Raw genomic sequence first — 13,338 nt, 5'->3', positions numbered from 1 at the left:
AGGACTAGACCACCGGCACATGGTGGAGCGTGTTCTCGGCCTGCTCTCCGGCACCTCGGTCGACGGGATCGACGTGGCGGTGGCCGCGCTGCGCCTGGACGGGCCCACGGTCGAGCTGACTCCCTTGGGCCATCGGGAAATCCCGTATCCCGCGAACCTCAGAGCGGACGTGCTCGCCGCGTTGCCGCCCGCGCCGGTGACCGCGGAACAGCTTACGAAACTCGACACCCGCGTGGGGCAGGCCTTCGCCGAAGCGGCGACGGCGTTCGACGCCGACCTGGTCTGTTCGCTCGGGCAAACCCTTTACCACTGGGTCGAAAACGGCCACGCGCTCGGCACGTTGCAGATCGGCGAGCCGTCGTGGATCGCCGAATGCACCGGGCTGCCGGTGGTGTCGAACCTGCGCACCCGCGACGTCGCGGCCGGTGGACATGGCGCGCCACTCGCCAGCACGCTCGACCGGCTGTGGCTGCGAGACCTCGCCGACTCGTCCGGACGGCCCGCGGTCGCGCTGAACATCGGCGGTATAGCCAACATCACCGTCGTCCGCCCCGGCGGCGAAGCGATCGCCTACGACACCGGCCCCGGCAACGCGCTCCTCGACCTCGCCGCCTTCCGTGCCACCGGCCGCCGCAGCGACCTCGACGGAGAACTGGCGCTACGCGGGCAAATCCGCGAAGACCTCCTCGCCCGGCTGCTCGCCGAGCAGTACTACGCGGCGCCCCCGCCGAAATCCACCGGCAAGGAGCTGTTCCACTCCCGCTACCTCGACGACTACACCGCGCCGCCGGAGGATCTCCTCGCCACGCTCACCGAACTCACCGCCCGCACCATCGCCGCCGAATGTGCCCGCCACGGCGCGGGAACGGTCGTCGCGTCCGGGGGTGGGATCGAAAATCCCGCTCTCCGCCGCGCGCTGGAACGGAACCTGGCCGGCACGCGTCTGGTGACGAGTGACGAACTGGGCCTGCCGGCATCGGCGAAGGAGGCGTATCTCGCCGCCCTCCTCGGCTGGTTGACCTGGCACGGACTGCCCGGCAACGTCCCCGGCGCGACCGGTGCGCGCGGACCACGGCTACTCGGGAGCGTGACCCCGGGCCGTCTCCCGCTCGCACCGCCACCGCCACCCAGCACGATCGTTACCCACCTGCGGGTAGCGACGCCACGGCCCGAAGAGTAGGAGAGCCGGATGCATCCCGTTGACCTGGCGATCATCGTCGTTTACCTGGCCGCGATGCCCGCCATCGGCGTGCTGGTGGGCCGGAAGCAGCGCTCCGCGGCCGACTACTTCATCGGCGAGCGCAGCCTGCCGTGGTGGGCGGTGTGCTTCTCGATCGTCGCCACCGAGACCTCCACGCTGACCGTGATCAGCACCCCGGGCCTGATCTGGGCGGCCTCTGGCTCCTACAACGGGCTGACCTACCTGCAGCTCCCCTTCGGCTACATCATCGGCCGCACGCTGGTCTCGTTCGTGCTGCTGCCGCGCTACTTCAAGGGCAAGCAGTCCACCGCGTACGCGTTCCTCGGCGAACGGTTCGGCTCGACCATGCAAGGGGTTTCGTCGGTCGCGTTCATCGTCACGCGGCTGCTGGCCGAAGGGGTCCGGCTGTTCGCGGGCGCGATCCCGATCCAGCTGATCCTCTCCCATTACGGGCTGCACACCCAGTACTGGCAGATCGTCGTGGTGCTCACCGCGCTGACCGTGATCTACGCGCTCGTCGGCGGGATCAAGGCCGTGGTGTGGGTGGACGTGATCCAGCTGTCGATGTACGTGGGCGGCGCGATCGTCGCGTTGATCGTGCTGGCCGCCAAACTGCCTTCCGGCTGGACGTCGCGTGCCTCGGAGGCCGGGATCTTCAAGCTCTTCGACTTCAACTTCCACGGGCTGCACCTGCTGACCAGCCAGTACGCGTTCCTCACCGCGGTGGTCGGCGGCGCGATCTTCACGATGGCCTCGCACGGCGCGGACCAGCTGATCGTGCAACGGTTCCTGTCCTGCCGCAGCGTCAAGGACGGGCGCAAGGCGCTGATCGGCAGCGGGGTCGCGGTGACCATCCAGTTCGGGCTGTTCCTGGTGATCGGCGCGATGCTGTGGGCGCACAACGGGTTCCGCAATTTCAAGGACCTCGGTGTGAAGAGCACCGACGACATCTTCACCAACTTCATCATCGGCGAGCTGCCGGTCGGCGTGGCCGGCCTGCTGATCGCGGCGATCCTGGCGTCCACGATGGGCGCGCTGGCCTCGGCGCTGAACGCGCTGTCGAACTCCACGGTCGCCGACCTGTACCAGCGCTTCACCCACCGCAAACCCGAGGACTCGAAGCTGTTGCGGCACGGCCGCGTCTGGACGCTGGTGTGGGCGATCGTGTTCGCGGTGTTCGCTTCGCTGTTCTCCAGCAAGAACAACCCGGTGATCGAGCAGGGCCTCTCGATCACCGGCTACACCTACGGCGCGATGCTCGGCGCGTTCCTGCTGGGCATCTGGGTCAAACGGGCGCGACAGCTGGACGCCATCATCGCGTTCGTGGTGACCGTCGCCGTGATGGCCGTCGTGGTGCTGTGGGTCAAGATCCCGCCCTCGCCGGGCGCGAAGCCCGTCGTGCTCGCGTTCCCCTGGTATACGCTGCTCGGCGTACTGATCACCCTGGTCGTGGGCGGACTGCTCTCGTTGCGGCACCGCACCGCCGACCCCAAGGCGGAGGAAGCCACCGCCAAGGAGGCCGAGCCGGTCTAGATGGACGCCAACTTCCTGCTCAGCACGGCGGGCACGTGCGCCGAGTTCCTGTCCGCGCACCTCGACGGGGACTGGTCCGCCAAGGTGCCGGACCTGGACTACACCGTCGCGGGGGTCGTCGCGCACATCGGCGACTGCCTGCGCTCGTATTCCTTCGACCTGGCCGCCGGGCCCACCGAACTGTCCACAATGGATGGAGACGTCCGGCCGGAGTCGGCGCCGGGTGAGCTGGTGGTCACGCTCGGCACCACGGCGAAGGTGCTCGCCGCGGTGGTCGCGGCCAGTTCGCCGGAGTCGCGGGGCTGGCACCCCGCGGGCCTCGCCGACCCGTCCGGCTTCGCCGCGATGGGCTGCGACGAGCTGCTGGTGCACACGTACGACGCGGCGCGCGGGCTCGGCGTCGCGTTCGCCCCGCCGCCCCGGCTGGCCGCCGCGACGGTGTATCGCCTGTTCCCGTGGGTGCCGACGGACACGGACCCGTGGCCGACATTGTTGTGGGCCAACGGCCGCGCCCCACTCGACGACAGGCCACGGCTCACGAAGTGGACGTGGCACTGCGCGCCACTGACCGAATGGGACGGCAGCGCACCCATCGCCTGACCTCTCAGCCTCGCGCCCGGCGCAACCACAGCAGGCCGCCGGCGCCGAGCAGCAGCACCAGCACGACGGCGCCACCGACCCACCACCACGCCACCGACGAACTCACCGCGGCAACACCCGCCGACGGCTGAGCGCCCGGCGTCTCAACGGCAGGACCGCCGGCAGCCACGAAAATCCCATCGCCGTTCGCCTGCGCCGGCGTGGCGCCGACATACGGCGGCGGGGACTGGGCGGCCCCGCTCAGCGACAGGTCCACGTGCAGCCGGACCGGAGACCCCGTGACATTCGAGCTCCCTGCCTCGCCGAGCTTGACCGAGAAGGAGTACCAGCCCGGGATCGGGGCCGTGCTGATCGAATCGTCACTGGAATCCCTGTTGCCGTAAGCGATCGCGGGCGTCGCGAGCGCGCCGTCTTCCGGCAGGGTCGTCGGCTGGTCGGCGTAGCCGCTCTGCTCATGGTCGACGGTTTGCCGCGCCGGGTTGAACAACGTGGTGGACACCTGCGCGGAGCCGGGCCCGCCCGCGCCCAGCGGCTCGTACCGAAGCCGGTACGCCAGCCCCTGCCCCCATTGCAGCCGCACCTTGAAGAACAGCGTCTCGCCGTGCTGGATGACGTCCGAGTAGTGCCCGGACGCCGCCAGTTCGGTGGCCGTGGTGAAGGAACCACTGCCGAGCACCGGCTGATCCGCGCCCGGAGGATCTTGGTACGTAACGGTTTCCGAGGCCTCCTGCTGACCACCGGCCGGTGGCTCCAGTCCGATGATCAGCTCGATCGGCAGCGCCGCGCCGTGCGCGTAGTCCTCGCCACCGTCGCGGGTCACGCGCAGCACGTACCGGCCGGCCCCGTGGCAGGCGGCGTCCGGATCACCGTCGTGGAAGGCGACGCCGGTCGCGATGGCTTCGCCGTCGTTCGCGTGGGTGGTGAGGCCGGAATCGCTGATGTGGCAGTCGATCCCGCCCGGGCCGAGCAGTGCCGTCTCGTAGTTCTGCGTCGAAGCGGACTCGGCCGCGCGCTGGAAGGCGATGGTGGCGCTGGCGTACAGGCTCCAACCTGCCGGAACGTCGACCGCGTAGTACTTCGTTTCCTGTGGCCCCAGCACATCCTGGTACTGCCCCGCACGCACCACCGGCGCCGAACCGGGATCGGCCGAGCCGGTGACCGGCGTGCCGGAGACCTGGTAGTTCCGCAGCGCGGCCGTCGTGACCTGCGAGAGGACTCCGCCCAGTGATCCGGTATCCGTGTCGGTGTACGTGCCGCCGGTCGATTCGGCGATACACGTCAGCTGCGCGCGCGTCCTGTCGTCGACCCCGAGACCGACCGCGTGCACCGTCAGATCCACGCCTCGCTGTTTCAGCTCTTTGGCCACCTCACAGGGATCCGGTGGCGCGCACGTGTCTTCGCCGTCGGAGACGAGCACGATCGAGCGCGGGCCCTCCTGCGGCAGGGCGTCCGCCGCCTGCCGCAATGACTGGCCGATCGGCGTGTACCCGCGGGGCTGGACCGCGTCCACCGCGTTCCCGATCCCCGCCCGATCCAGCGGCCCGACCGCGTGGACCACGGAAACGTCCTGGCAGCCCGCGGTTTTCTCCGCGTCACTGGAACCCGTGCGCGTGCCGTACACCTCGAGCCCGAGCCGCGCGCTGTCCGGGAGCTCCCCGACCAGCTGGTGCACAGCCGATTTCGCCGCGTCCATCTTGGTGCCCGCCCCGGCTTTGGCCTGCATGGAGCCGGATCCGTCGAGCACGAGCATGACCGGGGCCGGCCCGCCGGCACCGGCCGCGTGCGCGGCGGGGGCGAACCCCACGCCCACCACCGCGACGAGGCCGGCCAGCAGAGCTGGAATCGAGCGGCGCGGTACTCCCCCGGATTTCGGCGCCTTCCCCTTCGGTCGCATGAGAATGGGACGGACCCTTTCCCGAGTCAGTTCCCCTCAATCTTGCGGCGGCTTTTCGAAGGAATCCGCCAGCCAGCGCGAAGAAGCGTTGCCCAGCGGCTGGTCCCACTCGCGGACTCGGCGGCAGGCCTCGATCGCCTAAGCACCGTAGGCGGCCATGAACATGTCGAGCAGGCTGTCGACGGCCGCCTCGTCGATGGGGCGGGTGGACAGCAGGCCCCGGTAGTACAAGGCACCGCACAGCACCTCGGCCGCGAAGGTCAGGTCCACATCCGGCACGAGTTCGCCGGCTTGCTGCGCACGCGTGATCCGGTCGAGAGTGCTCTGCTCGACGTTGGCCAGGAACATCTCGTGCAGCGTCGCCCGCAGCGCCTCGTCGGACTGCGCTTCGGCGATCACCGCACGGTAGACCGGGCCGATGGGCGTGGTGGCGAGCGCGGGCGCCGAGCGCAGGAACTGTTCGCGCAGATCCGCCCGGACATCGCCGGTGCCACGGTAGTTCAGGTCCGCGGTCCACACGCGACTGAGCGCGTCCAGCAGTAACGCCGCTTTCGACGGCCAGCGCCGGTAGATCGTGTGCTTCCCGACCCCGGCCCGGCGGGCGACCGCTTCGATGCTCAGCCCGGCGTAACCGACCTCCACCGCCAGCTCCAATGTCACCTCGAGCAGTTCGTCGGTGCGGGCGGCGCCTCGGCGTCTCGGGGTGGCGTTCACGCGGGCCATCTTATCGGCACGAACCGTGCCGTTGACAATCCCGCCTCCGGGCAGCATTCTTGACCGCAGATCGGCACACCCCGTGCCGATAGAACTCTCGAAGGGATTTCCCATGGGCACCACCGCAACCAAGGCCTTCAGCGCCGAAGAACGCGCGGCGATGAAGGACCACGCCGCCGAACTGAAGGCCGCGGCGCGGCGCGGTTCACGCGCGCAAAAGGCAGCGCAGGCCGAGCAGGACCTGCTCGCGAAGATCGCCGAAATGCAGGATTCCGACAGAGTCATGGCCGAGCGCGTGCACGCCATCGTCAAGGCCGGCGCCCCGGTCCTCGAACCCAGGCTCTGGTACGGCATGCCCGCCTACGCGCTCGACGGCAAGGTCGTGTGCTTCTTCCAGAGCGCGGAAAAGTTCAAGGCCCGTTACGCCACACTCGGTTTCAGCGACCAGGCACAACTGGACGACGGCTCGATGTGGGCCGCGGGCTTCGCCCTCACCGAGGTGACGCCCGCGGTGGAGAAGCGGATCACCGCGCTGGTCAAGCAATCCGTGGGCTAGTCGGTGGCCGGATTTCCGGTCTGCGAGAACACCGTGTATTTCGCACCGGACCACGCCGGTGCGCCGGCGAGTGGTTCCAGGCGCACCCGCACCGCGGCCTTCCCCGCCGTCGCCCACGCCGGCACGTCGAAGGAATCCTCCAGCCAGCGCGAAGTGGCGTTGCCCAGCGGCTGGTACCACTCGCCGACGAGCCGGTCGTCGACGTAGACGTTCGCGCGCTGGAAGGCGTTCCGCTGATCGGAAACGCGGTGCAGGCGCAGGCCCTGGTTGGTCTGGTCCACCTTCGCGGTGAACCGGACCGGGCCGGTCGCCGCGGTCACCCCGCCGGTCACCGGCACCTCGTCGTTCTTGCCCTCGAACGTCGAAGTCAGCGTCGTCCTCGTCTCGCCATCGGCCGAATATCCGTGCAGCGCACGGCTTTGCTCATCGGCGACATCGACCACGTCACTCGTCGCGAGTGACGGAGTGGGCCGGCCGTACCAATACGCGGTGGAACTGTAGTTCGCGGGAACGGACGACTGGTCACCGTGCTCGATGTCGAACTCCACACCGTTACCGAAGGGCACGGCGTCCGCCATCAGCAGCCGATACGCGTTGAGGCAGACGTACTGACAGCCATCGGCGCCGGTCTCGTGGCTGACCAGGCCCGCTTGCGGCATCGCATACGGCACGCCTTCCACCGCGCCATCACGCGCATCCTGGAAATACCAGCCGGATTCGTAGAAATCCTCCGTGCCGGTACCGTGCATCGCGGGGCTGGCCGAGCCGTCCGGGTACATCCGCTCGTCGCCCTCGAGGAAGCTCATCGGGTGCACGTCGGAGCCGGGCGGAACCTTCCCGCGCATCGTGGTGGTGACGCCGTAGAACACCCCGCGTCCTTGCGTGGTCAGGAAGTTCCAGTCCTGGCCCGTTTCCGCGTCGCCGGAATGCTGGGTGGCGTGGAAGTACCCTGCTCCCTCCATAGTGGACGGTGCGGTGGTGGCGCTCAGCGTGCCCGCGGTCACCGGCACGCCGGACGTGTTGACCAGCGAGACGGTCGCGTTCTGCTGGTAGGGCATCGGCCACCACGACGTGAAAGCGCCGTTCTCGGTGGTGTCAATGGAGTGAAACAGCGTGCGTGAGGCGTATTTGCCCAGGCCGGAACCGAAGAACTCGCCGACGGGAGCGTCCACAGTGGTCTGACCGTCGAAGGTGATCCGCAGCCGGAGCCCGGTGAGCACCGCGTTCGAGGCGGCGACCTGCGCGGGGTCCGCCGGGTAGCGGGACCAGCGCAGCCCCTGCCAGGTGGCGCCGGTGATGCGGTACCCGTGCACGGCCTCGTCGCTGACCCGGTTCGGCCCGACGTCGACGAGGTCGGTGCGCACCCACTGGCCACCGATCTTGCTATGCACCTCGTAGCTGAACTCGTTGAAGTCCAGCGAGGAGGACTCGAAGGTGTTGGTGAGTTGCAGCGACGAACGGCCGGCCGTCGACGCGGCCGGGATCTCGATCGACTGGTCCGCCCATTCGCCGGGCCTGGCGGGACCACTGGTCCATTCCCCGACCGTTTTTCCGTCCACGCCAAGCAAAGCGCGCTGGTCGCCGATGCCGGGATCGTACCGTCTGGTGATGCGCACGCCCTCGTTGTCCGGCGCGATCGCGGCCCGGAACGTGCTGTTGCCCGGCCCGAAAGCGCGTCCGTCGTCGTAGACGTCCGGCCCGGCGATGACCTGCGGCAGCCGCAGACTGAGTTCGTCGATCTGCCGCGATCCACCGGTGAGCGGCAGGCTCATCGACGCGCCCGGCGCCAGCGCGAAACCGGAATCCTGGCTGCGAGAACCGATCGCGGGCGGTTTCGGGTCACGGATGCCGTACCCGCGCAGGCGATCGATCACGTCGAGCGCCTTGTCGCCGGGGTCGAAGGTGCGGACGCCGGCCGCGTCGGCGAACTGGCGGTACGTCACGTGGTAGAAGTGCGGGTTGTTCTGCGTGGTGATCTTCATCGAGCTCGTGTACGGCATCGGGACCTTGATCACCGAACCGCCCATGGTGTCGGCGGAGTTGCCCACCAGCGGCCACACGAACGGCGCCCCCTTCGCGCCGTTCACGATGTCCTGCAAGGAACCCTGCAGCACCACGCGCCCGTCCAGCTCGACCGTGATCCGGCCGATGCCCGCGACGGAGTTCGCCTCGTAGGTGAACCACATCGAGGAGATCTCGCCGGGGCTGTGGGCCTCGGCGACCACGCATTCGCCGTTCGGTTCGTGGCGCAGGCAGGAGTAGGTGCCGACGAAACCGTCGTCGTTGTCGCCGGTGCGGTCGAAGCTGGAGAACTGCTTGACCTGCTCGCCGGGACGCAGCTGCGGGAGAGCGGAGAGTGACCGGTAGGTCTGCCAGCCGACCGGGCCCTTGGCCGGCGCGGGCTGGACGGCGCCCGCGTGGCCTTCGGCGAGGAGGATGGTGAGCAGCAAACCGGTCGCGAGCATGGCGAAGACACGTGTGGGCAAGGCGGGGACCCCCAGGACGTCGATGGCCTGGTAACCGAGAAATCGATTACTGGACCAGTAAAAAGCACGCCGGGGAGAGCGTCCAGCCGCCACCAGAGTGGAGTGGACCATTCACGGACGGTGACACGGCGCCGGTTCCGCGACAGGCCGCGTCGCGCGGATGGACGAGCGGAGGATCAGTCCTCGTTCGCCTCGACCTCGGCATCGCCCGGGACCGGAAGATCCTTCGTGGCAACGGCTTCGGGCGCGGCCTCGGACTCTGCCTCGGCGACCGGCTCGGCTGACGGCACGGCCTCCGGCTCAGCTTCCGCGACCGCCGCGGGCTCGGCAGGCGGCGCAGCTTCCGACTCGCCCTCGGCTGACGGCGTAGCCTCCGGCTCTGCAGGCGGGGCCTCCGCGGATTCGGCAGGCGCCACGGCTTCCGGCCCGGCCTCGGCGACCGCCGCGGGCGCGACCGGCTCAGCGTCCACAGCCACCGCGGACTCGCCATCCGCAGGCGCCACGGCCTCCGCCGAAGCCTCCGGAACCTCAAGCGCCACCGGGGTTTCCGGCTCGTCCGCCGCCGGGCCGCCCTCCTCGATGGTCTCCGTGCGCAGCCGCTGCGAGATCACCTTCGTGATGCCGTCGCCCTGCATGCTCACGCCGTACAGCGCGTCGGCGATCTCCATGGTCGGCTTCTGGTGCGTGATGATGATCAGCTGCGACGAGTCGCGGAGCTGCTCCAGCAGCCCGATCAGCCGGCGCATGTTGGTGTCGTCCAGCGCCGCCTCGACCTCGTCCATCACGTAGAAGGGCGAAGGCCGGGCGCGGAAGATCGCGACCAGCATGCCGACCGCGACGAGCGACTTCTCGCCACCCGAGAGCAGCGACAGCCGCTTGACCTTCTTGCCGGGCGGGCGCGCCTCGACGTCGACGCCGGTGGCCAGCATGTCGTCCGGCTCGGTCAGCACCATCCGCCCGTCACCACCGGGGAACAGCACCGAGAACACCGTCTCGAACTCGCGGGCCACGTCGTGGTAGGCCGAGCTGAAGACCTCGAGGATCTTCTCGTCGACCTCCTTGATCACGGTCAGCAGGTCCTTGCGGGTGGCCTTGAGGTCCTCCAGCTGCGTGGACAGGAACTTGTAGCGCTCCTCCAGCGCCGCGAACTCCTCCAGCGCCAACGGGTTCACCTTGCCGAGCGTGGAGAGGTCCCGCTCCGCGCGCTTCGCCCGGCGCTCTTGGGTGCTGCGCTCGAACGGGATGACGGGCGGCGCCGTCACCGACTCGCCGCGCTCGCGGGCCTCCTCGTACTCGGCCATTTCCGCGGCGCTCGGCGGCACCGGGACGTCGGGGCCGTACTCGGCGATCAGGTCGTCCAGCCCGATGCCGAAGTCCTCACTGATCTTGCTTTCCAGCTGCTCCAGCCGAAGCCGCTGCTCGGCACGGAGCACCTCGTCGCGGTGCACCGCGTCGGTGAGCTTCTCCAGCTCTCCGGTCAGCTCGCGGACCCGGCTGCGGACCTGCGCGAGAGCGCTTTCCCGGCCCTGCCGCGCGGCCTGCACCTCGTCGCGCTCGGCGGCGGCACGCTGCACCGACAACTCGATGCGCTCCAATGCCAGCTCACCGGCGTCGACCACCGCGGCCGCGATGCCGGCGCCCCTCGCCCTTGCGGCACGGGCCTTTTCGGCACGCTCGCGCGCCTGCTGCTCGGCGACGGCCGCACGGCGCAAGGACTCCGCCCTGCCCGCGATGCCACGCGCCCGCTCTTCCGCGGTGCGCAGGGCGAGCCGAGCCTCGACCTCTTCCTGCCGGACGACGGCCAGCTCGTCGGCGACCTGGTCGCGCTCGGTGGTGTCGGGGTCCTCGTCGACCGGCTGGTCCGAAACCGCGGCGAGCCGCTCTTCCAGCTCGGCCAGCTTCGTCAACGCGTCTTCACGGCTGGCCTCGACCTTCGCGCGCTGCTGGTGCAGCCTGCTGACCTCGGCCTCGGCCGAGCGCGCCGCCTGCTGCAGCCTGTTCAGCCGCTCGGAGGACCGCGCCTTGCGAACCTTGGCTTCTCCCAAGGCTTCTTTGGCCTGGCCGACCTCGTCACTGCGGGCCTGCTGCTCGGCGCGCGCGCCTTCCAGCTCCGCCGCCGTACGCTCCAGCATCCGCTCGGCCGCCAGCATCCTGTCCTGCGCCTCGTCGACCGCGGCCTGCACCTCGATGACGCTTTCGCTGCGCGCCGAACCGCCGATCGCCCAGTGCGCGCCGAACACGTCGCCGTCGGTGGTGACCGTGCTGACCTCGGGCGACACCGCGACGAGCCGCCGCGCCGCGTCCAGAGTGTCCACAATGGCCATCCGGTCCAGCGCACGCTCGACCGCGGGCCGCAGCGCCTCCGGGGACGAGACCACCTCGCGGGCCCAGCGCGCGCCTTCGGGCAGCGGCGGCCACGATGAAGTGTCCACTGTGTACTGCTGGCCGCCGAGCAGGACGCCCGCGCGGCCGGAGTCGTTGTCCTTCAAGTACTTCAGCGCCGCCAGCGCGTCCTCGCCGCCCTGCACCGCGACCGCGTCGGCCACCGGGCCGAGCGCCGCGGCGAGCGCGACCTCGAAACCCGTCTCCACGGTCAGCAGCGCGGCCACCGAACCGAGCAGGCCGGGCAGCTGGTCACTCGCGCCGAGCAGCGCGCCCGCGCCGTCCTTGCGCCTGAGGCCCATCGAAAGCGCGTCGACGCGCGCCTTCTCCGAAGCGATCTCCCGCTCCGCGCCGCGCTCGGCCTTCACCAGCTCGTCGACGCGCTCCTTGGCGGCCTTGTTCGCCTCCACGGCGCGGTCGTGCCGGGCGTGCAGGTCGGCGTCGTCGGACTCCTCGACGCCGCCTTCGGCCTTGGCCTCTTCCAGCTCCTCCACGGCGATCTCGGCGCGGGCGGCCGCTTCGTCGATGGAGGCGGTGAGCCGGTCGATCTCGTCGGAAGTGGCGCCGTTCTTGCTGCGCAACGCCTCGACCTGACCGGTGAGCTTGGCCAGCCCCTCGCGGCGGTCGGCGACCGCGCGGACGGCGGCCATGTGCGCCTTCTCCGCCGCCTGCACGGCGTGCTCCAGCTGCTCGCGGCGCTCGACCGTCTGCGACAGCATCGTGCGCGCCTCGGCAACCGCCTCGTTCAGCTCTTCCTCGCGCTCGGCGATCTGCTCGGCCTCGGCCAGCATCTCCTCCGGGTCACGCCCGTTGCTGTGCGTCTCGACCTCGGACGACAGATGCCGCTGGCGCTCCACGGCGAGGCGGACCGTGCCGCGCAGCCGCTCCGCCAGCGCCGACAGCTTGTACCAGGTGTCCTGCGCCGCGGCGAGCTTCGGCGCGTCCTCCGCGAGCAGCGCCTCGAGCTGCTTCTCTTCCGCGCCAACGATTTCCAGCGCCTGGTCGACCTCGGCGCGGCGGGCACGGGCCGTCTGCTCGTCGGCTTCTTCCTTCGCGATGGCGCCGCGCTGGGTGACCAGGTCGTCGGCCATCAGGCGCAGCCGCGCGTCACGCAGCTCGGCCTGCACCGACTGGGCCTTGCGCGCGATCTCCGCCTGCTTGCCCAGCGGCTTGAGCTGACGGCGCAGCTCCGCGGTCAGGTCGCCGAGGCGGTCGAGGTTGCCCTGCATCGAGGTGAGCTTGCGCAGCGCCTTTTCCTTGCGCTTGCGGTGTTTCAGCACACCGGCGGCCTCTTCGATGAAGGCGCGGCGCTCCTCGGGCTTGGACTCGAGGATCTGCGAGAGCTGGCCCTGGCCGACGATGACGTGCATCTCGCGGCCGATCCCGGAGTCCGACAGCAGTTCCTGGATGTCCAGCAGGCGGCAGGAGCTGCCGTTGATCTCGTACTCGCTCGCGCCGTCGCGGAACATCCGGCGGGTGATCGAGACCTCGGTGTAGTCGATCGGCAGCGCGCCGTCGGCGTTGTCGATGGTGAGGGTGACCTCGGCGCGGCCCAGCGGCGCGCGGCCGGAGGTGCCGGCGAAGATGACGTCCTCCATCTTGCCGCCGCGCAGGTCCTTCGCGCCCTGCGTGCCCATCACCCAGCGCAACGCGTCGAGCACGTTCGACTTGCCCGAGCCGTTCGGGCCGACGACACACGTGATGCCCGGCTCGAACCGCAAGGTGGTAGCCGAGGCGAAGGACTTGAAGCCCTTCAGCGTCAAGCTTTTCAGGTGCACTTGGCGGAGACCTCTCCGGTGCTGCGGATCATTCCCAGATCGGATGAGTCTACCGAGGCGCTCCCGGCGAGCGCGGGACGCTCGCCCCGCACCGGCGTGCCGCCCGCCTCAGATGTCACAGCCACCCCACAAACCCCAGCCCTACCAGAGCAAGGTGCGTTTGCTTCGGTTCCGGGGCGGGTGGGGGCCTGTCT

The 13,338-nt window shown here is 69.9% G+C and carries 8 protein-coding genes; 4 read left to right on the top strand and 4 right to left on the bottom strand.

Going from position 1 to position 13,338, the window contains the following annotated elements:
• Window positions 1-19 precede the first annotated feature (19 nt).
• The 3 genes from FPZ12_RS37240 to FPZ12_RS37230 are packed head-to-tail and all read left to right on the top strand — an operon-like array spanning window position 20 to window position 3,334.
• The gene (locus tag FPZ12_RS37240) at window positions 20-1,180 is read left to right on the top strand and encodes an anhydro-N-acetylmuramic acid kinase (protein ID WP_144753587.1); all 1,161 of its coding nucleotides are present in this window, start codon (window positions 20-22) and stop codon (window positions 1,178-1,180) included.
• A 9-nt stretch (window positions 1,181-1,189) separates the two neighbouring features.
• Entirely contained in the window at window positions 1,190-2,734 is a 1,545-nt protein-coding gene (locus tag FPZ12_RS37235; RefSeq protein ID WP_144753585.1) for a sodium:solute symporter, read from the top strand.
• Window positions 2,735-3,334, top strand: coding sequence for a maleylpyruvate isomerase N-terminal domain-containing protein (locus tag FPZ12_RS37230; protein ID WP_144753581.1), 600 nt, complete (start codon window positions 2,735-2,737; stop codon window positions 3,332-3,334).
• 4 nt (window positions 3,335-3,338) lie between these two features.
• Here the strand turns inward: FPZ12_RS37230 and FPZ12_RS37225 are convergent, their stop codons facing one another.
• Together FPZ12_RS37225 and FPZ12_RS37220 are read right to left on the bottom strand one after the other, a co-directional pair.
• Window positions 3,339-5,228: a vWA domain-containing protein gene (locus FPZ12_RS37225; protein WP_144753578.1), complete on the bottom strand. Its 1,890-nt coding sequence runs from the start codon at window positions 5,226-5,228 to the stop codon at window positions 3,339-3,341.
• A gap of 138 nt (window positions 5,229-5,366) precedes the next feature.
• The gene (locus tag FPZ12_RS37220; RefSeq protein ID WP_208026145.1) at window positions 5,367-5,942 is read right to left on the bottom strand and encodes a TetR/AcrR family transcriptional regulator; all 576 of its coding nucleotides are present in this window, start codon (window positions 5,940-5,942) and stop codon (window positions 5,367-5,369) included.
• Window positions 5,943-6,054: 112 nt separating this feature from the next.
• Between FPZ12_RS37220 and FPZ12_RS37215 the strand changes: the two genes are divergently transcribed.
• Entirely contained in the window at window positions 6,055-6,498 is a 444-nt protein-coding gene (locus FPZ12_RS37215) for an iron chaperone (RefSeq protein ID WP_144753573.1), read from the top strand.
• Here the strand turns inward: FPZ12_RS37215 and FPZ12_RS37210 are convergent.
• Window positions 6,495-8,984 carry a DUF2961 domain-containing protein gene (locus tag FPZ12_RS37210; RefSeq protein WP_243770231.1) on the bottom strand — a complete coding sequence of 830 codons (2,490 nt, stop codon included), beginning with the start codon at window positions 8,982-8,984 and terminating at the stop codon, window positions 6,495-6,497. The genes FPZ12_RS37215 and FPZ12_RS37210 overlap by 4 nt on opposite strands.
• Window positions 8,985-9,160: 176 nt before the next feature.
• Window positions 9,161-13,144 (bottom strand): chromosome segregation protein SMC, encoded by a 3,984-nt coding sequence (gene smc / locus FPZ12_RS37205; protein ID WP_150980682.1) that lies wholly within the window; start codon window positions 13,142-13,144, stop codon window positions 9,161-9,163.
• Window positions 13,145-13,338: the final 194 nt, after the last annotated feature.

The organism is Amycolatopsis acidicola (assembly GCF_007713735.2).
GTDB classification, from domain to species: domain Bacteria; phylum Actinomycetota; class Actinomycetes; order Mycobacteriales; family Pseudonocardiaceae; genus Amycolatopsis_E; species Amycolatopsis_E acidicola.
The sequence above is the reverse complement of the archived record's forward strand: the minus strand, read 5'-3'. Positions and strand labels throughout refer to the sequence as shown.

What these genes read in the sequence shown, in the direction of transcription:
- FPZ12_RS37225 (WP_144753578.1), bottom strand. Translation starts at nt 5,228, where the DNA reads ATGCGACCGAAGGGGAAGGCGCCGAAATCCGGGGGAGTACCGCGCCGC.
- FPZ12_RS37215 (WP_144753573.1), top strand. Translation starts at nt 6,055, where the DNA reads ATGGGCACCACCGCAACCAAGGCCTTCAGCGCCGAAGAACGCGCGGCG.
- FPZ12_RS37235 (WP_144753585.1), top strand. Translation starts at nt 1,190, where the DNA reads ATGCATCCCGTTGACCTGGCGATCATCGTCGTTTACCTGGCCGCGATG.
- FPZ12_RS37230 (WP_144753581.1), top strand. Translation starts at nt 2,735, where the DNA reads ATGGACGCCAACTTCCTGCTCAGCACGGCGGGCACGTGCGCCGAGTTC.
- FPZ12_RS37240 (WP_144753587.1), top strand. Translation starts at nt 20, where the DNA reads ATGGTGGAGCGTGTTCTCGGCCTGCTCTCCGGCACCTCGGTCGACGGG.